Source organism: Inquilinus sp. CA228 (assembly GCF_052078665.1).
Classification (GTDB): domain Bacteria; phylum Pseudomonadota; class Alphaproteobacteria; order DSM-16000; family Inquilinaceae; genus Inquilinus.
Map to the genome: position 1 here is coordinate 13,798 of NZ_JBQJIK010000073.1, position 22,710 is coordinate 36,507.

General features: G+C 68.3%; 19 protein-coding genes. 15 read left to right on the top strand and 4 right to left on the bottom strand.

Annotated elements, in window-relative coordinates; translation table 11 throughout:
• Positions 1-136 precede the first annotated feature (136 nt).
• A complete protein-coding gene (locus tag ACTOWL_RS29080; protein WP_441324778.1) occupies positions 137-1,279 on the top strand; it encodes a hypothetical protein in 1,143 nt (380 codons plus the stop codon).
• A gap of 59 nt (positions 1,280-1,338) precedes the next feature.
• Here ACTOWL_RS29080 and ACTOWL_RS29085 read toward each other — a convergent pair whose 3' ends face one another.
• Positions 1,339-2,001: a MucR family transcriptional regulator gene (locus tag ACTOWL_RS29085; protein WP_441324779.1), complete on the bottom strand. Its 663-nt coding sequence runs from the start codon at positions 1,999-2,001 to the stop codon at positions 1,339-1,341.
• A gap of 780 nt (positions 2,002-2,781) precedes the next feature.
• Here ACTOWL_RS29085 and ACTOWL_RS29090 point away from each other — a divergent pair.
• From ACTOWL_RS29090 to ACTOWL_RS29100, 3 genes are all read left to right on the top strand, one after another.
• Positions 2,782-3,339, top strand: coding sequence for a MucR family transcriptional regulator (locus ACTOWL_RS29090; RefSeq protein WP_441324780.1), 558 nt, complete (start codon positions 2,782-2,784; stop codon positions 3,337-3,339).
• 987 nt (positions 3,340-4,326) lie between these two features.
• Entirely contained in the window at positions 4,327-5,526 is a 1,200-nt protein-coding gene (locus tag ACTOWL_RS29095) for an MFS transporter (protein WP_441324781.1), read from the top strand.
• Positions 5,527-5,878: 352 nt separating this feature from the next.
• Positions 5,879-6,130 (top strand): hypothetical protein, encoded by a 252-nt coding sequence (locus ACTOWL_RS29100; protein WP_441324782.1) that lies wholly within the window; start codon positions 5,879-5,881, stop codon positions 6,128-6,130.
• A 56-nt stretch (positions 6,131-6,186) separates the two neighbouring features.
• Here the strand turns inward: ACTOWL_RS29100 and ACTOWL_RS29105 are convergent, their stop codons facing one another.
• Positions 6,187-6,693 carry a sigma-70 family RNA polymerase sigma factor gene (locus tag ACTOWL_RS29105; RefSeq protein ID WP_441324783.1) on the bottom strand — a complete coding sequence of 169 codons (507 nt, stop codon included), beginning with the start codon at positions 6,691-6,693 and terminating at the stop codon, positions 6,187-6,189.
• Between the two features lie 679 nt (positions 6,694-7,372).
• On the opposite strand from ACTOWL_RS29105, the gene ACTOWL_RS29110 reads away from it, so the two are divergent.
• The 5 genes from ACTOWL_RS29110 to ACTOWL_RS29130 all read left to right on the top strand — a co-directional run bounded on the left by ACTOWL_RS29110 (position 7,373) and on the right by ACTOWL_RS29130 (position 12,661).
• Positions 7,373-8,644, top strand: coding sequence for an ABC transporter substrate-binding protein (locus ACTOWL_RS29110; RefSeq protein WP_441324784.1), 1,272 nt, complete (start codon positions 7,373-7,375; stop codon positions 8,642-8,644).
• A 68-nt stretch (positions 8,645-8,712) separates the two neighbouring features.
• Positions 8,713-9,633 carry a carbohydrate ABC transporter permease gene (locus ACTOWL_RS29115; RefSeq protein WP_441324785.1) on the top strand — a complete coding sequence of 307 codons (921 nt, stop codon included), beginning with the start codon at positions 8,713-8,715 and terminating at the stop codon, positions 9,631-9,633.
• Positions 9,634-9,643: 10 nt separating this feature from the next.
• Positions 9,644-10,519 carry a carbohydrate ABC transporter permease gene (locus ACTOWL_RS29120; RefSeq protein ID WP_441324802.1) on the top strand — a complete coding sequence of 292 codons (876 nt, stop codon included), beginning with the start codon at positions 9,644-9,646 and terminating at the stop codon, positions 10,517-10,519.
• Between the two features lie 7 nt (positions 10,520-10,526).
• On the top strand, positions 10,527-11,642 hold the full coding sequence (locus ACTOWL_RS29125; protein WP_441324786.1) for an ABC transporter ATP-binding protein: 1,116 nt from the start codon (positions 10,527-10,529) through the stop codon (positions 11,640-11,642).
• Entirely contained in the window at positions 11,639-12,661 is a 1,023-nt protein-coding gene (locus ACTOWL_RS29130; protein ID WP_441324787.1) for a Gfo/Idh/MocA family oxidoreductase, read from the top strand. The genes ACTOWL_RS29125 and ACTOWL_RS29130 overlap by 4 nt, the downstream gene beginning before the upstream one ends.
• Positions 12,662-12,670: 9 nt before the next feature.
• On the opposite strand, the gene ACTOWL_RS29135 is transcribed toward ACTOWL_RS29130, so the two are convergent.
• Positions 12,671-13,057, bottom strand: a complete 387-nt coding sequence (locus ACTOWL_RS29135) for a RidA family protein (protein WP_441324788.1) — start codon at positions 13,055-13,057, stop codon at positions 12,671-12,673.
• 110 nt (positions 13,058-13,167) lie between these two features.
• Between ACTOWL_RS29135 and mtnK the strand changes: the two genes are divergently transcribed.
• The 4 genes from mtnK (at position 13,168) to ACTOWL_RS29155 (ending at position 18,615) form a co-directional block, all read left to right on the top strand.
• On the top strand, positions 13,168-14,454 hold the full coding sequence (gene mtnK, locus ACTOWL_RS29140) for an S-methyl-5-thioribose kinase (protein WP_441324789.1): 1,287 nt from the start codon (positions 13,168-13,170) through the stop codon (positions 14,452-14,454).
• A gap of 3 nt (positions 14,455-14,457) precedes the next feature.
• A complete protein-coding gene (gene mtnA, locus ACTOWL_RS29145) occupies positions 14,458-15,555 on the top strand; it encodes an S-methyl-5-thioribose-1-phosphate isomerase (RefSeq protein ID WP_441324790.1) in 1,098 nt (365 codons plus the stop codon).
• A gap of 355 nt (positions 15,556-15,910) precedes the next feature.
• Positions 15,911-17,017: an HlyD family secretion protein gene (locus ACTOWL_RS29150; protein ID WP_441324791.1), complete on the top strand. Its 1,107-nt coding sequence runs from the start codon at positions 15,911-15,913 to the stop codon at positions 17,015-17,017.
• The gene (locus tag ACTOWL_RS29155; protein WP_441324792.1) at positions 17,014-18,615 is read left to right on the top strand and encodes a DHA2 family efflux MFS transporter permease subunit; all 1,602 of its coding nucleotides are present in this window, start codon (positions 17,014-17,016) and stop codon (positions 18,613-18,615) included. The genes ACTOWL_RS29150 and ACTOWL_RS29155 overlap by 4 nt, the downstream gene beginning before the upstream one ends.
• Here ACTOWL_RS29155 and ACTOWL_RS29160 read toward each other — a convergent pair.
• A complete protein-coding gene (locus tag ACTOWL_RS29160; RefSeq protein ID WP_441324793.1) occupies positions 18,578-19,273 on the bottom strand; it encodes a TetR/AcrR family transcriptional regulator in 696 nt (231 codons plus the stop codon). The genes ACTOWL_RS29155 and ACTOWL_RS29160 overlap by 38 nt on opposite strands.
• A gap of 137 nt (positions 19,274-19,410) precedes the next feature.
• Between ACTOWL_RS29160 and ACTOWL_RS29165 the strand changes: the two genes are divergently transcribed.
• Both ACTOWL_RS29165 and ACTOWL_RS29170 read left to right on the top strand, forming a co-directional pair.
• Positions 19,411-21,006 (top strand): ABC transporter substrate-binding protein, encoded by a 1,596-nt coding sequence (locus tag ACTOWL_RS29165; RefSeq protein ID WP_441324794.1) that lies wholly within the window; start codon positions 19,411-19,413, stop codon positions 21,004-21,006.
• A 35-nt stretch (positions 21,007-21,041) separates the two neighbouring features.
• Complete coding sequence (locus ACTOWL_RS29170; RefSeq protein WP_441324795.1) at positions 21,042-22,640, top strand: ABC transporter substrate-binding protein; 1,599 nt, start codon at positions 21,042-21,044, stop codon at positions 22,638-22,640.
• Positions 22,641-22,710 lie beyond the last annotated feature (70 nt).

A 22,710-nucleotide genomic window follows, 5' to 3' on the forward strand; every position in this document is an offset into this window, starting at 1 on the left:
CAAGCAAAACCTGCGAAAGCTTTCCGTGCGACATCCGGCCGCTACGCCGCAGCGACGGTTTCGCCCATGCTGGCCGCGGGGGAGCAAGGCCCAAATCCGACAGGCCCAAATCCGACAGGCAATGACGAGACCGCGCATGCAGATCCGCCTCCTGCTCATCCCCGCCGCCCTGGCGCTGGCCGCCGGCCTGGCGCCGCCGGCCCGGGCCCAGGCCCAGTCCGACAAGCTGGAAGACTTCATGGTCATGGATGTCTGCGTCGACCAGCACGACCGGATCGACCCGGCGCTGGTGCCGGGCGACCGCGACTGCACCCGGCGCCGCAACATCCGCGCCGGCGAGGCCGTGCCCTATCACCTGCACAACTTCCCCAGCCCCGGCGCCCCCTGCCCGCAGCGCCTGGGCACGGTGTCGAAGGACAACATCCCGATCGAGAAGCGCGGCGTCACCCGCATCGTCAGCTTCTACGACCGCGGCATCGACCACAGCTGCCCGGACGCCGACCCGGGCGCGCCCAGCTTCGGCAAGCTCGACACCGGCCGCGAGGGCGGCTCGGTGCAATGGGTCGACGAGCGCTGGGGCTACATCATGGGCAGCTGGAGCCCGGTCGCCCTGTCCTACTGGCTGACCCCGTCCTGCGAAGGCGCGCCCGATACCTCCGGCCGGTTCCGCTACGGCTGGGTGATCGGCCCGGCGACGCTGCCGCCGGAGGGCCAGGGCGGCTTCTCGACGTTCCAGAGCAAGCTGGTCACCGCCAAGGATGGCGGCGAGCCCGAGGCCGGCTGCCCGAAGCGCTTCGCCAAGCCCTTCACCCTGTGGATGCGCGACCGCTTCGACTACAAGGACGGCCAATCGCTGGACAGCCTGATCTCGCTGCGCTTCTCCAGCTCCAGCAAGGATGGCAAGGGGCCGGGGCCGGCGACCCAGGTCGAGATCACCTACTGGACCAAGGAGTTCGGCCTGACCCGCTGGGAGAAATGGGCCCGCGCCGACTGGGTGCATCCGCGCAACCGGCAGACCGCGGCGACGCTGGGCAAGACCCTGTTCGAGCGCGACACCTGCAGCCCGCCCTACAGCTTCCGCAGCAGCCCGGTGCCGGGGCTGACGATCAGCGACAGCGGCAGCAAGGACGACTACAGCCGGACCCTGACGCAGGGGGACGAGTCCCACGCCTGGCACATGTCGCTGTGCAGCGACTACACCAACATCGTCAAGGACCCGGCCGGCGGCCTAGTGCCGCCCTGGGGCCAGGCGCTGAGCAACATGTTCTGGGTGGAGTAGCCTGTGATCCGGCTTCCGGTGCCTCGGGCGCGATCGCTATCGCGCTCCAACTTACGGCTCTAGCGCCGGAAGCCGTCGGGCCGCGGGCCTTCCGACCGGCGGCCGGGGACCGGCTTGACCCGGTCGTGCCGCAGCCCGGCCGGCGCCCCGCTGCGATGCCGGCGGCGCGTCCGCCCGGCCTCGACCCGCCGGGTCTCCTCCAGCAGCCGCAGCACCGTCGGCCCGCCGCCCTCCGACGGCGGCGCCAGCCGGCGGCGCCAGGCCTGGCGCTCCTGATGCGAGGCCGGCGGCAGCATCGGATAGGCTTCGGGCAGCCCCCAGCGCCGGCGATACTGATCCGGGCTGAGCCGATGCGCCAGATCGAGATGGCGGCCGAGGTCGCGACAGACCTGGCCGTCCTCCAGGCAGATCAGGAAGCCGAGGCCGATGGTCTCGGGCAAGGGCACCGGCGGCACCCGGGCCGGCGCGGCGGCGGCCGGCGCGGCGGCGCGACGCCGGGCCGGGCGCCGCGGCGAGGCCGAGAGATCGTCGAACGCCGCCAGGATCTTCCGGACCAGCGCCGGATCCTCGGGCATGGAGGTAGGCTGGCACGACCGGAAGGCGCGCGCGATCTCGGCTGCGAAATCCCGGTGCTGCGGCAGCGGCCGCCGGAGCTCGATCTCCGCCCCGGCCAGGTTCCGGCCTGCCTTCCGGCCCGCTTCGTCAAGCTGGTCAATTCGCATTCATCCGTCCTTCCGACGCACAGCTTTGAGGCCGGCTCGACCCGATCGGAACCACATGTCGGCGAAGGCTTGTGCAGGCGCTGTCCCCACCAACCCAATGATTCCACGGTCGGCCGACCGACCGACATGGTTCCCCCTCCCTTGGACGTTTTGTCGTTGATTGCAAAGCGGCGGCGCATATTCGGCTATTGTATGATCCGAATCGCGAAACCAGCCTACCAGCAAGCGTGTGGCAGGTTAATCCTTAAAAACTATTGCGGAAGACCATTTTAAATCAAAGCCCTGATGCCGAGCCGTCGCCAAGAGCCGGTCCGGTGGTCCGCCGCACCGGAATCCCTCCGGAATCTCTGCAACTCCGGCCGGCCGGGATCGTTCCGAGAGCGACCATTGCGGAAGCCGGGAAAATATGCAAAGATTTCGATATAAAGAGTCTGAGTTCTGCGGACAGGCGGTCGAATTCCCGACGACAGGCGATAATCGGGCCGATTTCCGGTCCTCTCCACAACCCACGGTACAACCTACAGGCTGCAATGTCGCAAGGATCGGAGGGTGTCGTAAGGCGTTCAGTGGCCGCTCTGCAGGCCCGGAACCGACATTTTATGCCGCAGCACCTGGATCGAGCAGCATTGCGTTATCATCTTGCGGAAATCGAGCGAAACACCCTAAAATTGAGCCTAGAATTTTAGCCATCCAGTGGAGGGAGGCGATTCGAATCCTTCGGCAGCCGCAGATTCAACCCGCGCCTCGCCCCGGACGGATCGCTAACTAAGAAAGAGCAGCATGGCCCGCCCAAGCGAGACCGAGATCCTGAGGTTCACCAAAGAGATCGTTGTCGCCCACGTGTCCCGGAACACGCTCGACAGCGAAAGCCTTCTCGACCTGATCCGCAACGTCTATACGACGCTGAGCGCCACCCAGGGCGCGGCGGTCGACGGCGAGAGCGACATCCCGAGTGACGGGGCCGACGCCATCGCCGCGGTCGACGGGTCCGGCGCCGAGCACGAGGCGCAGGCGGAGCCTGCCCCGCCGCCGGTTCCGGCCGTGCCGATCGAGGATTCGGTGACCCCGGACTACATCGTCTGCCTGGAGGACGGGCGCCGCTTCAAGACCATGAAGCGCTGGCTGCGGGCGACCTACGGGCTGAGCCCGGAGCAGTACAAGGAGCGCTGGGGCCTGCCGGCGGACTATCCGCTGACGGCGCCGAACTACACCAAGGCGAAATCGGCCGACGCCAAGCGCCAGGGCCTCGGCTCCGGCCGCCCGGCTCGCGTGGCCCGCGCCAGCCGGCCCGGCCGCCACCGCGCCGCGCGCCCGAGCGAGCAGAAGACCAAGCGCTGAGCCGCCACGATCCGGCCGCAAGCCGACGCGGCTGATCGGAGTCCGCTCCGTGGCGGGACGGTGTTCGGCCCGCAACGCTGCAGGGCGACCGGGATCACTGGCCGTCGGCAGAGCGGATCAGCGTCTGTAGCCGACGGATTTCGCCAATGAGGGCCGGCACGTCCTGGCGGGCATTGGCGATGAAGTCCTGATCCGCCACCGCCCCTTGCGGGCGGTCGCGAGGCGAGTCTCGGGCCGATCGCCGATCGACCCGAAGCGGTCACTGTAGGGGCCTAGCTCGGGCTTTTAGCTATGGTTGACAGCATACCAGATGAAAACAGTGTAGGCGCTGCCTAGCGACAAAGCCCAAATCGTCGCCCTTACGAAAAACCGCAGCTTCCAATCTACGAATAGCTTTATAATAAGAAACAACAACGGATAAACTTGCGGGGCGACGAAAAGGAGCCTTGCTGCATTGTGTCTTATTTCGGCCATATCGTTCGGCCAACTCACTGGAACTGAGTTAAATCCACCCAACTCAAAATATGCGAAGAACCAAATATATATTACCGAATGAAGAAGCAACAATAAGACAACGGGTGGCTCTATTTCGCTTTGATCGGACGGTTGGTCCATGATTACGCACTCCACCCTGTCTCCCCATAGCAATGGTAGGGTGCCGGAACATCCTGTGACAAGGTCCGCAATCCGCCCCTTGCGGACGGCCGCCATGCGAGCCTCGGTCCGATCGGCCGATCGGCCGGATCGTCCCCGATGCGGACGCCCACGGTGCCGGACTGTCTGCCCTGATGCCCATGGCCGAAGTCGGAACAGACTTGCGCGACGATCCCGTCTGGCAATAGGTTCATTGCGCAGGAGACAGCAGATGCTTCCATCAAATTTCGTATCCGTCGATGAAAGGTGCGTGGTCCGGTAGCGGAAGCCATATCCGTTCGCCATGCGCCCCCGAACCCTCGTTCGGGGGCTTTTTTGTTTTCAGAGGTTCCGATGCGCAAGGCAAGCACTCCCCCGGCCCTGGCGACGCTGATCCTGATGACCGCCACCTCGACGGTGACGCTGAACATGATCGTGCCGTCGCTGGCCAACATCGCGCGGGATCTCGATGCCGACTACGCTTTGGTCAGCCTTGCCCTCGGCGGGTATCTCGCGGTTTCGGCCGCGGTCCAGCTCGGCGTGGGCCCTCTGGCCGACCGGATCGGCCGGCGTCCGGTGCTGCTGGCGGCGCTTGCGGTCTTCACGCTCGCATCGCTCGGCTGCGCGGCCGCCCAGACCGTGTGGATGCTGCTGGCGTTCCGGATGCTGCAGGCGGCCGTGGTGTCGGGCTATGTCCTGTCGCTCGCAATCGTCCGCGACACCGCCGGGGAGGCCGAGGCGGCGCGGCTGCTGGGCCGCATCGGCACGGCGATGGCGCTGGCCCCGATGCTGGGACCGATGCTGGGCAGCGTTCTGGACGCCGCCTTCGGCTGGCGCATGGTCTTCCTGCTCTATGCCGCGGCCGGAGCAGGGCTGTTGGGCCTGGCATGGTCGGATGTCGGCGAAACCCTCCGGCCCCCGGCCGGCGAGGGACATGACGGCAGGCGCCTGACCGCGCTGCTGCGCGAGCCGGTGTTCTGGTGCTATGCGCTGTGCACGGCCTGCTCGACCGGCGCCTTCTACATCTTCCTGGCCGGAGCACCCCTTGTCGCCGCCGCCGTCTTCGGGATCGGCACGGCAGAGCTGGGGGTGTTCGTCGGCAGCATCACCACAGGCTTCGTGGCCGGCAGCTGGCTGGCGAGCCGTCTGGCCGGCCGGCATCCGCCGGCGACGGTCATGCTGATGGGCCGGATCGTCGCCTGCCTGGGTCTTCTGGTCGGCCTGGCGGTCATCGCGATGGGCCATCTGACACCGGCCCAGTATTTCGGATGCACCATCTTCGTCGGTCTGGGCAACGGCATGACCATGCCGAACAGCATCGCCGCGGCGATGTCGGTGCGCCCTGGGCTGGCCGGAAGCGCGGCCGGCATCACCGGCGCGCTGACCGTCCTGGGCGGGGCGCTGATGACGACGCTGACAGGCCTCGCCCTGTCCGGCGAGCCGTCGCCCGTGCTGTTGCTGGGGCTGATGCTGCTGGCCTCCTGCATCGGCCTGCTGGCCGCTGCCGCAGCCCTCCGGCTGAGCAAGGGCGTGTCCGGCGTTTCGCCGACATAGCCGGCAAATGCGGACTCGACAGATCAGGCCAATGTTCTATATTCGTTCCGAGCCGTCAACACGACCTGGACCGTCATGGGGCACATCCAGCAACTGGCTTTCACGCTCGGGCCGATCGAGGCCAGGCCGGCCGTACCGGCACGGCCGCGGCCGGCCGGACGGCCGGGCCGGGCGGCGGCGGCCGCGCAGCCGCTGCTGCTGGAGGTGCCTGATTCCGCGGCGCCGGCCGCGACGGTCGAGCCCGTGATCGCCCCGGAGCCTCCGCCCCCCGCCCCTCCTCCGCCACCGGCGGCGCCCTCCGCTGCGGTCGCCGCGCCCCGCGCCGCTGTCCGACGACACGGCGCCGGCGCCGGTGAAGCCCGCCCTCTATGTGGTGATCGGCTTCGCGCGCGGGCGCGAGCGGCGGCGCGGCGGATGGCACCGCCTGGCGGAGCAGGGCTTCGCCAGCCGGCGCCAGGCCGAGGAGCATGCGGCGCGGCTGCTGGCGCGCGGCCGCGCCGACGGCGTCGTCCTGACCCGGCAGGAGCTCGGCGCCGACATGGACGCAGACGAGCCGGTGATCCTGGCGCGCCTGGGCGAGCTGCCGGCGGAGCTGGAGGGCTGAGAGACAGTGAAAGGGCGCCGCGAGGGCGCCCTTTCACGATGATCGTCAGCCGGCCGTCAATGGACGCCGCTGAGCTGCCGCAGGCTCTGCCGCGCCCGGCCGAGGCGGGACCGGATCGTGCCGACCGGGACGCCGAGCGTGGTGGCCGCCTCGTCATAGGAGGCGCCGCCCACCGCGACGATCTCGAGCACCTCGCGGTGATCGTGGCTGAGGCGCGGCCAGGACGCCTGGACCCGGGCAATCTCGACCCGCTGCTCCTGATTGACCGGGACCGCAATCTCGCACTCCTCGATCTGAAACTGGCTGGTGGCGCGCTTGGCCGGGCCGACGAATTTCGACAGGAAGATCCGGCGCATCATCACCACCATCCAGGCCATCAGGTTGGTGCCGGGCTGCCAGAGATGGAACTTGCAGTAGGCGCGCATCAGCGTCTCCTGCAGCAGATCCTCCGCGTCCACCGGATCGCGGGTCAGCGACGCCGCGTAGCGCCTGAGGTCCGGCATCCGCGGCGACACCAGGGACGTGAAGCTGGCGGACGGGGCTCCTTCGATCCTGTTCGTCATTCTCCCAACCCTTTCCTGCCCTTGGCCGTCGGCCGGCACGCGGGCAAAGTCTCTCCGTCACCGGATTCGAGACCTGCGGCCTCTCGCCCGGACGATAGGCAATGATCGGAGGATCATTGCCGCTTCGGTGTGAACTGAGGATGAAACGCTCGACTACTTTCCATGTTCCGCCAAAACTCAGCCGAAGATCCGCCACAGCGCCAGACATTCGTCCGGCATACGCCTGCAAATACGCTGCATAGTGCCGTTCCGCTTCGCCGTCCCTAACATTTGATAAGGCAGAAAATAGTTTGCCGTCTCTGACGGTTACATCATTTGATAATGCGCATACTGGGATCTAGACGAACTGGAGGGTGCCGTACTTGGCAGGGCGCGAATACGCCTTCGATCTGCCGTCTCCCGAAGCCATTGCCGCAGCCCTGTTGTCGCACAACCGCGTCCTGCGCCTGCGGAAGCCCTTCCGATTGATTGAGCTTCAGGCCCTAAACATTCGTCAGACAAAGGGATTCCGGCTTCCGCAGCCCCGGCCGCTTGGCGTATGGAGTCGGTACGCCGCCGGATCGTTTGGTCCGGCTGGACCGTCGAGGTTCGGGCCTGGCCCCACCAAGATCCGCCGCGTTCGACGGCGGAGCGTGCCTGTGCGTTTCGCATGGGCATCGAACAGGAGAAGGCATAGGGAATGCTCAAGACATATCTGACGGCGACGGCGGCGAGCCTGCTGGCTTTGACCGCCGCGGCCTATGCCCCCTCCGCGGCCGCGCAGGCCAAGGAGGAGGTCGAGGTGATGCATTGGTGGACCTCGGGCGGCGAGGCGGCCGCCCTCAACGTTCTGAAGGAACAGCTGCAGAAAGAAGGCGTGTCCTGGAAGGACGCGCCGGTGGCCGGCGGCGGCGGCGATGCCGCGATGACTGCGCTGCGGGCGCGGGTGACGGCCGGCGACAAGCCGACCTCGGTGCAGCTTCTCGGCCTGTCGGTTCACGACTGGGCGGCGGAAGGCGTGCTGGCCGACCTGACCCCGCTGGCCGAGAAGGAACACTGGGCCGACCATATTCCGCCGGCCATCCAGGCCTTCTCGACCTATGACGGCAAATGGGTCGCGGCCCCGGTCAACATCCACCGCACCAACTGGCTGTGGATCAACAAGAAGCTGCTCGACAAGGTCGGCGGCAAGGCGCCGACCAACTGGGCCGAATTCGAGGCCCTGGCCAAGCAGTTCAAGGATGCCGGCGTCACGCCGCTGGCCCATGGCGGCCAGCCCTGGCAGGAGGCGACCACCTTCGACGCCATCGTCGTCGCCGTCGGCGGCAACGACTTCTACAAGAAGGCGTTCGTCGACCTCGACCCCGAAGCGCTGGGCAGCGACACCATGCAGAAGGCGTTCGACCAGTTGCGCGTGCTGCGCGGCTGGGTCGACCCGAACTTCTCCGGCCGCGACTGGAACCTGGCCTCGGCCATGGTGATCAACGGCGAGGCCGGCATGCAGGTGATGGGCGATTGGGCCAAGGGCGAGTTCATCAAGGCCGGGCTGAAGCCGGGCGTGGACATCGTCTGCGTGCCCTATCCGGGCAGCGAGAAGGCGTTCCTGTTCAACGCCGACCAGTTCGCCATGTTCAGCCTGGACGACAAGGCCCGGCAGGACGCGCAGTTGAAGCTGGCCAGCGCCATCGAGAGCCCGAGCTTCCAGGAGAGCTTCAACCTGGTGAAGGGGTCGATCCCGGCCAACACCGAGGTCAAGCCGGACAAGTTCGACAGCTGCGGCCAGAAGTCGATGGCCGACCGCGACGCCTTCAAGGCCACCGGTGGCATGCTGCCGAGCCTGGCGCACGGCCATGCCGCCCCGGCCGCGGTCAAGGGCGCGATCTACGACGTCGTCACCAACTTCTTCAACTCGACCCAGTCCTCCGCCGATGCGGCGAAGGCGCTGGTCGACGCGGTGGCGCTCGCCAAGTAACCCCGTGCGGGGGCCGGCCGGTTGCCGGCCCCCGCCGCCTTTTCGCCCCTGCATATTGAGGCCTGCCGATGGCCGTGATCTCCGAGCCCGCCGCCGCGGGTCGCCGATCCCCATTCGATTGGCTCCAGACGATCCTGCCCAAGCTCGTTCTGGCGCCGTCCTTCGCCGTGACCATCGTCTGCGTCTACGGCTTCATCCTGTTCACGCTGTATCTGTCGATGACCAACTCGACGATGATGCCGCGCCTCGATTCCTGGGTCGGCCTCCTCCAGTACGAGAAGCTGTGGTCCGACCCGAAATGGACCATCTCGCTGGTCAACCTGGCGATCTATGGCATCCTGTATATCGGCATCAGCACCGCCATCGGCCTGCTGCTGGCGATCCTGCTGGACCAGCGGATCCGGATCGAGGGGGCGCTGCGCACCATCTACCTCTATCCGATGGCGATCTCCTTCATCGTCACCGGCACGGCCTGGAAGTGGATCCTCAACCCCGGCCTCGGCCTCGACAAGCTGATGCACGATCTGGGCTGGACCAGCTTCACCTTCGACTGGCTGATCAACGGCGACATGGCGATCTACACCGTGGTCATCGCCGGCGTCTGGCAGTCCTCCGGCTTCGTCATGGCGATGTTCCTGGCGGGGCTGCGTGGCGTCGACAGCGACATCCTGAAGGCCGCCGCGATCGACGGCGCCACCCTGCCGCAGACCTACCGCCGGATCATCATCCCGCTGATGCGGCCGGTGTTCCTGTCGGCCTTCGTGGTCTCGGCCCATCTCGCGATCAAGAGCTTCGACCTGGTGATGGCGCTGACCGCGGGCGGCCCCGGCACCTCGACCTGGATGCCGGCCCTGTACATGTACAGCCTGACCTTCACCCGCAACCAGATGGGGCTGGGCGCCGCCAGCGCCGTGATCATGCTGGCGACGATCAGCGCGATCATCGTGCCCTATCTCTACTCCGAGCTGCGGGGTGGCCGCCGTGACTGAAGCTTCCATCATGGTCCCCGGCCCGCGCTCGGGCCTGTCGATCGCGCTGCGCTGGCTGCTGTTCGCCATCCTCGGCGTGTTCGCGCTGATCTACCTGTTCCCGCTCTTCGTCATGGTCGTGACCTCGCTGAAGACGCTGGACGAGGTGCGCGCCGGCAACATCCTGTCGCTGCCGCCGAGCCCCACCCTGGAGCCCTGGGTCAGCGCCTGGAGCACCACCTGCGTCGGCCTGACCTGCGAGGGGCTGAAGGGCTATTTCCTCAACTCGATCCTGATGACGGTGCCGGCGGTGGCGATCTCGGCCGTGCTCGGCGCCCTCAACGGCTACGTGCTGACCAAGTGGCGGTTCCGCGGCGACGGCATCGTCTTCGCCCTGATCCTGTTCGGCTGCTTCATCCCGTTCCAGATCGTGCTGCTGCCGATGGCCCGGACGCTGGGGCTGCTGGGCCTCGCCTCCTCCACGCCCGGGCTGATCTTCGTCCATGTGGTGTACGGGCTGTGCTTCACCACGCTGTTCTTCCGCAACTACTACGCCGCCTTCCCGAACGACCTGGTGAAATCGGCGATGATCGACGGCGCCGGCTTCTTCCGCATCTTCTGGCGGATCCTGCTGCCGAACTCGATCCCGATCATCGTGGTCACGGTGATCTGGCAGTTCACCAACATCTGGAACGACTTCCTGTTCGGGGTCTCCTTCGCCGGCGGCGGCGGCGCCATGCCGGTCACGGTCGCGCTGAACAACATCGTCAACAGCTCGACCGGCGTGAAGGAATACAACGTCCACATGGCCGCGGCGATCATCGCCGCGCTGCCGACGCTCGTCGTCTATGTGCTCGCCGGCCGCTATTTCGTGCGCGGTCTGATGGCGGGCGCGGTGAAGGGATAACCGCACCATGGCCTCTCTCACGATCCAGAATGTGATCAAGCGCTACGGCGCGATCGAGATCCTCAAGGGCATCGACATCAGCGTCGAGGACGGCGAGTTCCTGGTGCTGGTCGGCCCGTCCGGCTGCGGCAAGTCCACGCTGCTGAACATGATCGCCGGGCTCGACACCATCTCGGACGGCACCATCGCCATCGACGGCAGGCGGGTGAACGAGCTGCACCCGAAGGACCGCGACATCGCCATGGTGTTCCAGTCCTACGCGCTGTACCCGAACATGTCGGTCGAGCAGAACATCGGCTTCGGGCTGGAGATGCGCGGCGTGCCGAAGGAGGAGCGGGCCAAGGCGATCGCCGATGTCGCCAGGCTGCTGCAGATGGAGCATCTGCTGAAGCGCAAGCCCAGCCAGCTGTCCGGCGGCCAGCGCCAGCGCGTGGCGATGGGCCGGGCGCTGGTGCGCGACCCCAAGGTGTTCCTGTTCGACGAGCCGCTGTCCAACCTCGACGCCAAGCTGCGGGTGGAGATGCGGACCGAGATCAAGAAGCTGCACCAGCGCCTGAAATCGACCATCGTCTATGTCACCCACGACCAGATCGAGGCGATGACGCTGGCCACCCGGATCGCGGTGATGCGGGCCGGCGAGCTGCAGCAGCTGGGCACGCCGCGGGAGATCTACGACCGGCCGGCCAACACCTTCGTCGCCGGCTTCATGGGGTCGCCGCCGATGAACCTGATCAAGGCCAAGGTGGTCGATCACAATGGTGGCCCGCACGCCGCCATCGACCGGCTGCAGGATGGCGAGATCGTGCTGCCGCTGCCGGCCAATGACGGGCTGCGCGGCGCCGCCGGGCGCGACATCATCCTGGGCCTGCGCCCCGAGAACATCACCGACCCGCAGGGCGCGATGGCGACCGGCCCCGGTCCGATGCTGGAGACCGACTGCCTGATCGAGGTGACCGAGCCGACCGGCCCGGACCTGATCGCCGTGGTCGAGATGGGCGGCAAGGAGGTGCTGGCCCGCCTGCGCCCCGATGCCGAGGCCCGCGCCGGCCAGCGCAGCCGGCTGGTGTTCGACATGGGCAAGGCCGTGGTGTTCGACGCCGGCACCGAGGCCCGCATCGCATGACGCCCGTTCGTATCGGACTGATCGGCTACGGCCCCGCCGCCCGGGTGTTCCACGGCCCGCTGATTTCCGCCTGCCCCGGCGCCGAGCTGGCCGCCGCGGCGGTGCGGACCCCGGATAGCGTGACCGACGCGCCGCCCGGCCTGCCCATCGTCACGGTCGACGCCCTGCTGGCCGACCCCACGGTCGAGGCGGTGGTGGTGGCGACGCCGAGCGGCAGCCACCACGCCGTGGCGCGGCGGGCGCTGGAGGCCGGCAAGCATGTCGTGGTCGACAAGCCGGTCACGGTGACGGCGGCCGAGGCCGACGATTTGATCGCCCTGGCGGCGGAGCGGCAGCGGGTGCTGACCGTGTTCCACAACCGGCGCTGGGACGGCGATTTCCTGGCCCTGCAGGGCCTGATCGCCGAGGGCCGGCTGGGGCGGGTGCTGTCCTTCGAATCCAACTACGACCGGTTCCGCCCGACGGTGCGGGTGCGCTGGCGCGAGCAGGCGGTGCCGGGATCGGGGCTGCATTACGACCTGGGGTCGCATCTGATCGACCAGGCGCTGGTGCTGTTCGGCCGGCCGGATTTCGTGCGGGCCGAGCTGCGCGCCATCCGCCCCGGCGCCGAGGCGGTGGACGACGCCATCTTCACCCTCGGCTTCGGCCCCACGCGGGCGCTGCTGCGCTGCCGCATCCTGGTGGCGGAGCCAGGGAGCCGGCTGGTGGTGCAGGGCGACCGCGCCACCTTCCGCAAGCTGGAGATCGACCCGCAGGAGGACCATCTGCGCGCCGGCACGGTCCAGACCGCGCCGGAGACCGGCTGGCTGACCGTCGGGCGCGAGACGGGCATGCCGGAGACGCAGCGGCTGGCGATCGCGCCCGGCCGCTACGGCGCCTTCTATGACGGCGTCGTCGCCGCGGTGCGCGACGGCGCGCCGCCGCCGGTCGATCCGCGCGACGGCCGCGACGTGGTCCGGGTGATCGAGGCCGCGATCGAAAGCTCCGCCACCGGCCGCGACGTCCGGCTGGAGTGGTAGCGACCCCGCTCAGCCCGCGGCGATCACCTCGATCTCCACCAGCCAGTCCGGCGACAGGGTCTGCGCCACCAGGGCCGTGGTCGGCACGACATGGCCGTCGAGCGCGGCGATGCGGGCGGCCTGGTTGGCCTCGGCATAGGCCGGGTCGCGCAGATAGCTGGTGATCCGCACGATGTTGCGCACGGTCATGCCGGCGCTGGCCAGGATGGTGCCGATGTTCGACCAGATCAGCACCAGCTGCGCCTCCAGCGTCGCGCCGGGGACGCCCTGGGCGTCGAGCCCCATGGTGCCGGCGACATAGAGGATCCGGTTCGGCTGCCGCACCTCCAGCGCGTGGATGTAGTCGGGCGTCGCCGGATAGATGCCGTCCGTCGGGTTGTGCGGAACGGTCTGCATGAGTCCCCCCTTTCGCTTGGGCCCGGAGCGGCCATGGCTTGACAGCAGGGGAGCCGGCTTCCGACACTCCGCCCGCCTGGAGAATACAGGAAGTCGGCGGAGGCTGAAGCATGAGTGAGGAGAGCCGGCTGACCGGCGGGCCGGACTATCGGCCGCTGGACGAGGCTTCGATCCGCCCCTATCTCGCCACGCTGCCGGCGATCCGCGACCGGCTGGGCGGCGACCCGGCCGGCTGGCACGTCACCGAGGTCGGCGACGGCAATCTGAACCTGGTGTTCATCGTCCGCGGCACCGCCGGCGGCCTCGTGGTCAAGCAGGCCCTGCCCTATGTCCGGCTGGTCGGTGACAGCTGGCCGCTGCCGCTGGACCGGGCCTGGTACGAATGGCATGCGCTGTCCGAGCAGGCGAGCCACGTGCCGCATTTGCTGCCGAAGCTTTTCCATTTCGATGCGGCCATGGCGCTGATCGTGATGGAGTGGCTGACGCCGCATATCATCCTGCGCAAGGGGCTGATCGCCGGCACCCGCTATCCGCTGCTGGCCGGGCACATGGCGGAGTTCCTGGCCCAGACCCTGTTCAAGACCTCCGACCTGCACGCCCCGGCCGCCGAGAAGAAGGCGAAGATGGCGCCGTTCTGCGGCAACACGGCGCTGTGCCGGATCACCGAGGATCTGGTGTTCACCGATCCCTACCGGATCGCCAGGCTGAACCGCTGGACCACGCCGCAGCTGGACGGCATCGCCGCCGAGTTCCGCGCCGACGCCGCCGCCAAGGTGGCGGCGCAGGAGTTGAAATGGGCCTTCCTGACCCGGGCCGAGGCGCTGGTGCATGGCGACCTGCACACCGGGTCGATCATGGTGACCGAGACCGACAGCCGCGCCATCGACCCGGAATTCGCCTTCTACGGCCCGATGGGCTTCGACATCGGCGCCCTGCTGGCCAATTTCTTCCTGGCGTATTTTGCGCAGGCGGGACACGCGACGGCAGCGGATGACCGGGCCGACTACCGCAGCTGGCTGCTGGTCCAGGCCGAGGCGATCTGGACCGGGTTCCAGAAGCGCTTTCTGGAGCTGTGGCGGGCCGAGGGCACCGGCGACGCCTTCGACCGCGGCCTGTTCGCCGACGGCGATGGCGCCCTGGCGCTGGACGCCCACCGCAAGGCCACCATGGCCCGGCTGTTCCGCGACACGGTCGGCTTCGCCGGCGCCAAGATGGTCCGCCGTATCCTGGGGCTGGCCCATGTCGCCGATCTCGAGACCATCGCCGACCCGGACCGGCGCGCCGCCTGCGAGACCAAGGCGCTGCGCCTGGCCCGCGCCTTCCTGGTCGAGCGCGACCGCTTCACCGGCCCGGCCGATCTGCGCCACGCGGCCGAATCCGTCTTCCGCGAGGGTTGAGCCATGAAGATCGACGGCATTCCGTACCGCACCATCTGGCCGGCCGAGGATGGCTGGCGCGTCGAGATCATCGACCAGACCAAGCTGCCGCACGGCTTCGAGACGGTGGTGCTGGAGAGCGAGGACCAGGCGGCCCACGCCATCCGCAGCATGCAGGTGCGCGGCGCGCCGCTGATCGGCGCCACCGGCGCCTACGGCCTGGCGCTGGCGCTGCGCGCCGACCCGTCCGACGCCGGGCTGGCCGGCGCCTATGACCGGCTGCTGGCGACCCGCCCGACCGCGGTCAACCTGCGCTGGGCGCTGGACGATATGCGCGGCCGGGTGGCGGCCCTGAGGCCGGCGGAGCGCGCCGCCGCCGCCTATCGCCGCGCCGCCGAGATCTGCGATGACGACGTCGCCACCTGCCGCGCCATCGGCGAGCACGGCCTGGCCGTGTTCTGCGAGATCTGGGAGAGGAAGGGCCGGCCCGACCGCCTGAACGTGCTGACCCATTGCAATGCCGGCTGGCTGGCGACGGTCGACTGGGGCACCGCCCTGGCGCCGATCTACCTGGCCCATGACAGCGGTTTGCCCGTCCACGTCTGGGTCGACGAGACCCGGCCGCGCAACCAGGGCGCCAGCATCACCGCCTTCGAGCTGGGCCGCCACGGCGTGAAGCACACCGTGATCGCCGACAATGTCGGCGGCCATCTGATGCAGCACGGCATGGTCGACCTGTGCATCGTCGGCACCGACCGCACCACCGCCACCGGCGACGTCTGCAACAAGATCGGCACCTACCTCAAGGCGCTGGCGGCGCATGACAACGGCGTGCCGTTCTATGTCGCCCTGCCCTACACCACGATCGACTGGACCCTGACCGACGGCATCCGCCAGATCGAGATCGAGCAGCGCGACGCGCGCGAGCTGAGCCACATCACCGGCCGCACCGCGGATGGCCGGCTGGAGACGGTCGGCATCCTGCCGGAGGGCAGCGCCGCGGCGAACTGGGCCTTCGACGTCACCCCGGCGCGCTACGTCACCGGCCTGATCACCGAGCGCGGCGTGTGCCCCGCCAGCCGCGAGGGCCTGGCCGGGCTGTATCCCGACCGGGCGGCGTAAAGGGCGCCCCTACCCGATCACGGCCCCGCGGCCGCGACGGGCCGACCTGTACCAAGGGCGAGGTCCGCCCATCCTTTGATGTGCCGGACCATCGCCCAGCACAATGGCGAAGGACGCCTGGGATCCGCGATCCTTCCCCTCGCTTCCGGGCGCCGACCGTGCGCCCGTTCGCGGGAGGTGAAGCCATGATGTTCGCCATCGATGGGACCGGACTGGCCGCGGCGGAGGTGAATGCCGGCGTCCCGCATCACGCAGCCCGGTCCGGCCGGCTTCTTGACTATCCCAAAAATAATACGGTACGGTATCGTACCATTCCAATGCGGCGCGAGCTGCGCCCAGGAGACGAGAGCTTCCGATGAAGCGCATTGCCAAGCGTGTGGCCGCCGGGACCGCTTTTCTCGCCCTCATTGCCGGCGGCACCTGGGGATGGGCGTGGTGGGACGAAGGCCGTTCCAGGGAATGGACCGACAACGCCTATGTCCGCGCCGACATCACGGCGATCGGCCCCAAAGTGTCCGGCTACGTGGCCGAGGTGCTGGTCGACGACAACCAGATGGTCGAGGCCGGGGCCGTGCTGCTGCGGATTGCCGACGAGGATCATCGGGCCCAGCGGGACCGCGCCGCGGCCACCGTCGCCCAGGCCGAGGCCGCCACCGAGAATCTGGACCGCCGGAAGGACCTGCAGTTGGCGAAGATCCGCGAGGCGGAGGCTGCGATCGATGTCGGCCGGGCCGATGTGGAGCTGTCGCGCCGCGAGCTGGTGCGGGCGAGCCGCCTGGTGGATCAGGGCTGGACGCCGCAGCGCAATCACGACACCGCCACCGCCAATGCCGATCGCGCCCGGGCCGCGCTGGCGCAGGCGGAGGCCGTCGCGGCGGCCGCGCGCGAGCAGCTGGCGGTGCTCGGCTCCGAGGCCCGGCAGATCGACGCCCGCCTGGCGGAGGCGCGCGCCAACCTGCAACTGGCCGCGATCGCGCTGTCGGACACGGTGATCCGCGCGCCCGTCGCCGGCGTCGTCGGGAACCGCCGCGTCCATGCGGGCGAGTATGTTCGGCCCGGCGCCGCCCTCCTCTCGGTGGTGCCGGTCGACGCCGTCTGGGTGGTGGCGAATTTCAAGGAGACCCAGGTCGCCCGCATGGCGGTGGGCCAGCCGGTGGAGATCCGCGTCGACGGCTATTCGGACGCGGTCATCACGGGACGGGTGGACAGCCTGGCGCCCGCGAGCGGCGCCGCCTTCAGCCTGCTGCCGCCCGACAACGCCACCGGCAACTTCGTCAAGATCGTCCAGCGCGTTCCCGTCAAGATCACGCTCCCCGCCGGCCATGTCCTGCTCGGCCGGCTGGTGCCCGGCCTGTCGGTCGATGTCGCCGTCGAGGTGGGCGCCAGCCCGGGCACGGCGGCGGCTTCCGAACCTGCCCGGGCCGGCGCCACGATCTTCCGGACGGCGGACGAAGCGTCGTGACCGCGGCGGCCGATCCCGCCCTGTCGCCGGCCGGCCCCGCAGTGCCGCCGGCGCTTCGGCGATGGCTGCTTCTCGGCTTCCTGACCGTCGCCGCCGCGATGGATGCGGTGAACAGCACCGTTCTGGTGGTCACCCGCGGCCACGTCATGGGCGGCATCCATGCCACCCAGGACGAGGTCGCCTGGGTCAACATCGCCTATCTCGCCGCCAAGCTGACCGCCCTGCCGTTGGCGGCATGGCTGACATTGCGCCTGGCGCCGCGCCGGCTGCTCGCGGGCGCGATCCTGGTGCTGCTCGCCGGCGCCCTCGGGGCCGCCGCAGCCGGCGGCCTCGATGTCCTGGTCGCGTGGCGGATGGCGCAGGGCGTCGCCGGTGCCGTCCTGCTCGTCGCCGGCCAGACCCTGCTGTTCGAGGTTTTTCCCCGGTCCCGCCAGGGGCTGGTCCAGGCCGTCTTCGCCTTCGCCACGACCGTGGCGCCCACGACCCTGTCCCCGGCCTTGCAGGGCTGGACCGTCGACACGCTCTCCTGGTCCTGGATGTTCCTGGCCAATGTGCCGCTCGGCCTGGCCGGCCTGGCGGCCGTGCTTCTCGCCCCCGGCCGCCGCGAGCGGCCGGAGGCGAGAGCGCGGTTCGACTGGCCCGGCCTCGTGCTTCTGGGCGCGGCGATGACCGCCTTCGTCTACGTCACGCAGGAGGGCAGCCGCTACAACTGGTTCGACGAACCCGAGATCGTGCATATCAGCCTCGCCGGGCTCGGCGCCGCCGCCGTGTTCCTGGCGTGCCAGGCCGTGGCGCAGAAGCGCGGGGCGCTGATCGACGCCTCCGTCTTCCGCGACGAGCATTTCAGCTTCGGCTTCATCGTCAGCTTCGTCGCCGGCGGCGCGCTGTTCGGCAGCGCCTTCGTCATCCCGGCCTTCGCGACCGGCGTGCTGGGCCTGTCGCCGACCTATGCGGGGCTGCTGCTGCTGCCGAGCGGCGCGCTGGTCTGCGTCGGCCTGCTCTTCGCGGGCGCAGTGATCCAGTTCAGGCAGCTGGATCCGGTCAAGCTGGTCCCCTTCGGCATCGTCTGCTTCATGACGTCGATGTGGATGCTGTCGGGCTCCACCTCCGAGAGCGGCCTGCCCGACATGGTGCCGGCCCTGCTGCTGCGCGGCCTCGGCCTCGGTCTCCTCTTCGTCTCGCTGACCGTGGGCACGCTGCGCGATCTGCGGCCGGAGGTGCTGGCCCAGGGCGTGGCGCTGTTCAACATCGGCCGCCAGATGGGCGGCCAGATCGGCGTCGCCAGCCTGGCCACCTATCTCGATCACCAGAACGCGCTGAACCGCACGGTGCTGGCCCAGCATCTCGCGCCGGGAAACCCGGTGCTGACCGACCGGCAGGAGACGATTACGACCTTGCTGACCGCGCGGGGCTATCCCGCGGAGGAAGCCGGCGCGGCGGCGACCGCCGTCATCCAGAACGCTTTCGTGCAGCAGGTGGCGACGCTGTCGTTCAACGAATGCTTCCTGGCGATCGCGCTGCTGTTCCTGGTCGCGGCGCCGGTTCTGGTCGCGACCAAGCTCACCCTCGCGCGCGTCCTGGGGCACGCTCCGCACTAGGTCCACGGGCGCCGTTCACGAACATCCCGACCGCGGACTCGACGGCCGCCCGGGCTTCGGCAGGCGTCGGGGGCGGCCGCAGCCCGAGCACGACCTGGAGATGGAGGTCGTCGCGGATCATTCCCAGGAAATGCTCGGCCAGCCGTTTCGGGTCGCCGGCTTGAATCCCCCAATCCCTCCCCTTCTCCTCCAGCACGCGCGCGAGATTCGCGCTCGTCCGGCCCGGGCCGGCGTCGAAGAACACCTTGGCGAGATCGGGAAAGCGGCTGCCCTCGCCCACGACCGTGCGATAGAGCTGCAGGGCCTCGGGCGACATGATGACGCCGAGATAGCGCTGCCCGGCCTCCTGCAACGTGGCCTCGAGATCCGCCCGGGCAAAGTCGGCTTCGGCCAGCGGCCCCATGGCGTGACGGGCGATCTCCCGCACCACCGTCGCGAACAGTTGTTCCTTGTTGCCGAAATAGGCGTAGATGGTTCGCTTCGAACCGCCGACCTTCGCGATGATCTCATCCACGCTCGCCCCGGCGAAACCGGAGTCGAAGAACACTTCGGTGGCCGCCCGCAGAAACTCCTCCTGGCGGGCCTCCTGCCGCACGGCACGGGGTGCCGTCTTGCCCTTCCCGGCCGGCGGGCGATGATTTCCCGTCATGGCGACCATCCCTTCCCCCAGAGCCGCGACAGCAAGGCTCGCCGGGCGTATTCACAAGAGCAGAGCGTTCGCTCAGCCTAGACGGTACCGTACCGTTTGACGATCGCAGTCGATCAACTCCACGACTGACCATCAAGGAGAGCTTCATGTCCCGTTTCCTGAGCGCCACGGCGCTGGCGCTTGTCCTCGCGGCCGGCACGGCGTCGGCCGAGGCCAAGACGCTGGTCTACTGCTCCGAAGGCAGCCCGGAGAACTTCAACCCGCAGATCAACACCACCGGCACCAGCCTGGACGCCTCGGTGCCGGTCTATGACGGGCTGGTGGCGTTCGAGCGCGGCGGCACCAAGGTGGTGCCGGCCCTGGCCGAATCCTGGGACGTGTCCGATGACGGCATGGTCTACACCTTCCATCTGCGGCGCGGCGTGAAGTGGCATTCGAACGAGACGTTCACGCCGACGCGCGACTTCAACGCCGACGACGTGCTGTTCTCGTTCAACCGGATGTGGAAGGACGACAGCCCCTATCACAAGGTCTCCGGCGGGTCGTACGACTATTTCGGCGACATGGGCATGCCGACCCTGCTGAAGGCGATCGACAAGGTGGACGATTATACCGTCCGCTTCACCCTGACCAGGCCGGAGGCGCCGTTCCTGGCCGACATGGCGATGAACTTCGCCCAGATCCTGTCGGCGGAATATGCCGATGCGATGATGAAGGCCGGCACGCCGGAGGATGTCGACCAGATCCCGATCGGCACCGGGCCGTTCCGCTTCGTCCAGTACCTGCCGGACGCGCTGATCCGCTACAAGGCCTTCGACCAGGCCTGGAGCGGCAAGGAGAAGATCGACACGCTGGTCTTCGCCATCACCCCCGACGCCTCGGTGCGCTACGCCAAGCTGAAGGCCAATGAGTGCCAGGTGATCCCGTCGCCGAACCCGGCCGACCTGGCGGCGATGCAGCAGGACCCGGCGGTGACGGTGATCGGCCAGCCCGGGCTGAACACCGGCTACCTGGCCTTCAACGTCCTCAAGAAGCCGTTCGACGACGTGCGGGTGCGCCGCGCCATCAACATGGCGGTGAACAAGCAGGCCATCCTCGACGCCGTCTATCGCGGCACCGGCCAGGCGGCGAAGAACCCGATCCCACCGACCATCTGGTCCTACAACGACAGCGTCCAGGACTATCCCTACGACCCCGAGGCGGCGAAAAAGCTGCTGGCCGAGGCCGGCTATCCGAACGGCTTCGACACGGACCTGTGGGCCATGCCGGTGCAGCGGCCCTACAACCCGAACGCCCAGCGCATCGCCGAGCTGATGCAGGAGGATCTGGCCAAGGTCGGGATCAAGGCCCAGATCGTGTCGTATGAATGGGGCGAGTACCGCAAGCGGGCCCAGGCCGGCGAGCACCAGATGGCGCAGCTGGGCTGGGGCGGCGACAATGGCGACCCCGACAATTTCTTCGCCAACCTGCTGGGCTGCGATGCGGCGCGGGAGGGGGGCGGCAATATCGCGAAATGGTGCGATCAGGATTTCGAGAGACTGATCCAGAAGGCCAAGGTCACCGCCGACCAGGCCGAGCGGACCAAGCTGTACGAGCAGGCCCAGGTGATCTTCCACGACCAGGTGCCGTGGCTGCCGATCGCCCACTCCGTCGAGTACCAGGCGATCCGCAAGGAGGTGCTGAATTACGTCATCACCCCGGTGCGCATTCACGACTTCCGCGGCGTCGATATCCAGGAGTAGCGTGGCGGCATCTCGATTCGTAGGGAGAGAACCCCATGTCCCGCTTCCTGTCCGCCACGGCGCTGGCGCTGGCCCTCGCCGCGGGGATGGCCGCGTCGGCCGAGGCCAAGACGCTGGTCTATTGCTCCGAGGGCAGCCCGGAGAACTTCAACCCGCAGATCAACACCACCGGCACCAGCTTCGACGCGGCGCTGCCGGTCTATGACGGGCTGGTCGCCTTCGAGAAGGGCACCACCAAGGTGGTGCCGGCCCTGGCCGAATCCTGGGACGTGTCGGATGACGGCACGGTCTACACCTTCCACCTGCGCAAGGGCGTCAAGTTCCACTCCAGCGAGACCTTCACGCCGACGCGCGACTTCAACGCCGACGACGTGCTGTTCTCGTTCGACCGGATGTGGAAGGACGACAGCCCGTACCACAAGGTGTCCGGCGGGTCGTACGACTATTTCGGCGACATGGGCATGCCGACGCTGCTGAAGGCGATCGACAAGGTCGACGACAACACGGTGAAGTTCACCCTGACCAAGCCGGAGGCGCCGTTCATCGCCAACATGGCGATGAACTTCGCCTCGATCCTGTCGGCGGAATACGCCGATGCGATGATGAAGGCCGGCACGCCGGAGCAGGTCGACCAGGTGCCGATCGGCACCGGGCCGTTCCAGTTCGTGCAGTACCAGCCGGACGCGCTGATCCGCTACAAGGCCTTCGACCAGGCCTGGAGCGGGCGCGAGAAGATCGACAACCTGGTCTTCGCCATCACCCCGGACGCCGCGGTGCGCTACGCCAAGCTGCAGGCCGGCGAATGCCACGTCATGCCCTATCCGAACCCGGCCGACCTGCCGGCGATGCAGAAGGACCCGGCCCTGACGGTGCTGAGCCAGCCCGGGCTGAACACCGGCTATCTGGCCTTCAACGTCACCAAGAAGCCGTTCGACGACGTCCGCGTGCGCCAGGCCGTCAACATGGCGGTGAACAAGCAGGCGATCCTCGACGCCGTGTACCAGGGCACCGGCCAGGCGGCGAAGAACCCGATCCCGCCGACCATCTGGTCCTACAACGACAGCATCCAGGACTACAAATACGACCCCGAGGCGGCCAAGAAGCTGCTGGCCGAGGCCGGCCTGGCCGACGGCTTCGAGAGCGACCTGTGGGCGATGCCGGTGCAGCGCCCCTACAACCCGAACGCCCAGCGCATCGCCGAGCTGATGCAGGAGGATCTGGCCAAGGTCGGGATCAAGACCAAGATCGTGTCGTTCGAGTGGGGCGAGTACCGCAAGCGCACCCAGGCCGGCGAGCACCAGATGGCGCAGCTGGGCTGGTCGGGCGACAATGGCGACCCGGACAACTTCTTCGCCAACCTGCTGGGCTGCGACGCGGCGCGGGAAGGCGGCAGCAATATCTCGAAGTGGTGCGATCAGGACTTCGAGAAGCTCATCCAGACCGCCAAATCCACCGCCGACCAGGCCGAGCGCACCAAGCTGTACGAGCAGGCCCAGGTGATCTTCCACGACCAGGCCCCGTGGCTGCCGATCGCCCATTCGGTGGTCTATGAGCCGATCCGCAAGGAGGTCACCGGCTACAAGATCATCCCGGTCGGGCTGCACGATTTCCGCGGCGTCGATATCGCGGAATAACCGCACCGAGCAAGAAACGGCCAGGAAAGTCCTCCGCGGCTTTCCTGGCCGTCCATTTTCCGGCCGACGG

Coding starts and splice junctions, on each gene's coding strand:
- ACTOWL_RS29080 (WP_441324778.1), top strand. CDS start 137: ATGCAGATCCGCCTCCTGCTCATCCCCGCCGCCCTGGCGCTGGCCGCC.
- ACTOWL_RS29085 (WP_441324779.1), bottom strand. CDS start 2,001: ATGCGAATTGACCAGCTTGACGAAGCGGGCCGGAAGGCAGGCCGGAAC.
- ACTOWL_RS29090 (WP_441324780.1), top strand. CDS start 2,782: ATGGCCCGCCCAAGCGAGACCGAGATCCTGAGGTTCACCAAAGAGATC.
- ACTOWL_RS29095 (WP_441324781.1), top strand. CDS start 4,327: ATGCGCAAGGCAAGCACTCCCCCGGCCCTGGCGACGCTGATCCTGATG.
- ACTOWL_RS29105 (WP_441324783.1), bottom strand. CDS start 6,693: ATGACGAACAGGATCGAAGGAGCCCCGTCCGCCAGCTTCACGTCCCTG.
- ACTOWL_RS29110 (WP_441324784.1), top strand. CDS start 7,373: ATGCTCAAGACATATCTGACGGCGACGGCGGCGAGCCTGCTGGCTTTG.
- ACTOWL_RS29115 (WP_441324785.1), top strand. CDS start 8,713: ATGGCCGTGATCTCCGAGCCCGCCGCCGCGGGTCGCCGATCCCCATTC.
- ACTOWL_RS29120 (WP_441324802.1), top strand. CDS start 9,644: ATGGTCCCCGGCCCGCGCTCGGGCCTGTCGATCGCGCTGCGCTGGCTG.
- ACTOWL_RS29125 (WP_441324786.1), top strand. CDS start 10,527: ATGGCCTCTCTCACGATCCAGAATGTGATCAAGCGCTACGGCGCGATC.
- ACTOWL_RS29130 (WP_441324787.1), top strand. CDS start 11,639: ATGACGCCCGTTCGTATCGGACTGATCGGCTACGGCCCCGCCGCCCGG.
- ACTOWL_RS29135 (WP_441324788.1), bottom strand. CDS start 13,057: ATGCAGACCGTTCCGCACAACCCGACGGACGGCATCTATCCGGCGACG.
- mtnK (WP_441324789.1), top strand. CDS start 13,168: ATGAGTGAGGAGAGCCGGCTGACCGGCGGGCCGGACTATCGGCCGCTG.
- mtnA (WP_441324790.1), top strand. CDS start 14,458: ATGAAGATCGACGGCATTCCGTACCGCACCATCTGGCCGGCCGAGGAT.
- ACTOWL_RS29150 (WP_441324791.1), top strand. CDS start 15,911: ATGAAGCGCATTGCCAAGCGTGTGGCCGCCGGGACCGCTTTTCTCGCC.
- ACTOWL_RS29160 (WP_441324793.1), bottom strand. CDS start 19,273: ATGGTCGCCATGACGGGAAATCATCGCCCGCCGGCCGGGAAGGGCAAG.
- ACTOWL_RS29165 (WP_441324794.1), top strand. CDS start 19,411: ATGTCCCGTTTCCTGAGCGCCACGGCGCTGGCGCTTGTCCTCGCGGCC.
- ACTOWL_RS29170 (WP_441324795.1), top strand. CDS start 21,042: ATGTCCCGCTTCCTGTCCGCCACGGCGCTGGCGCTGGCCCTCGCCGCG.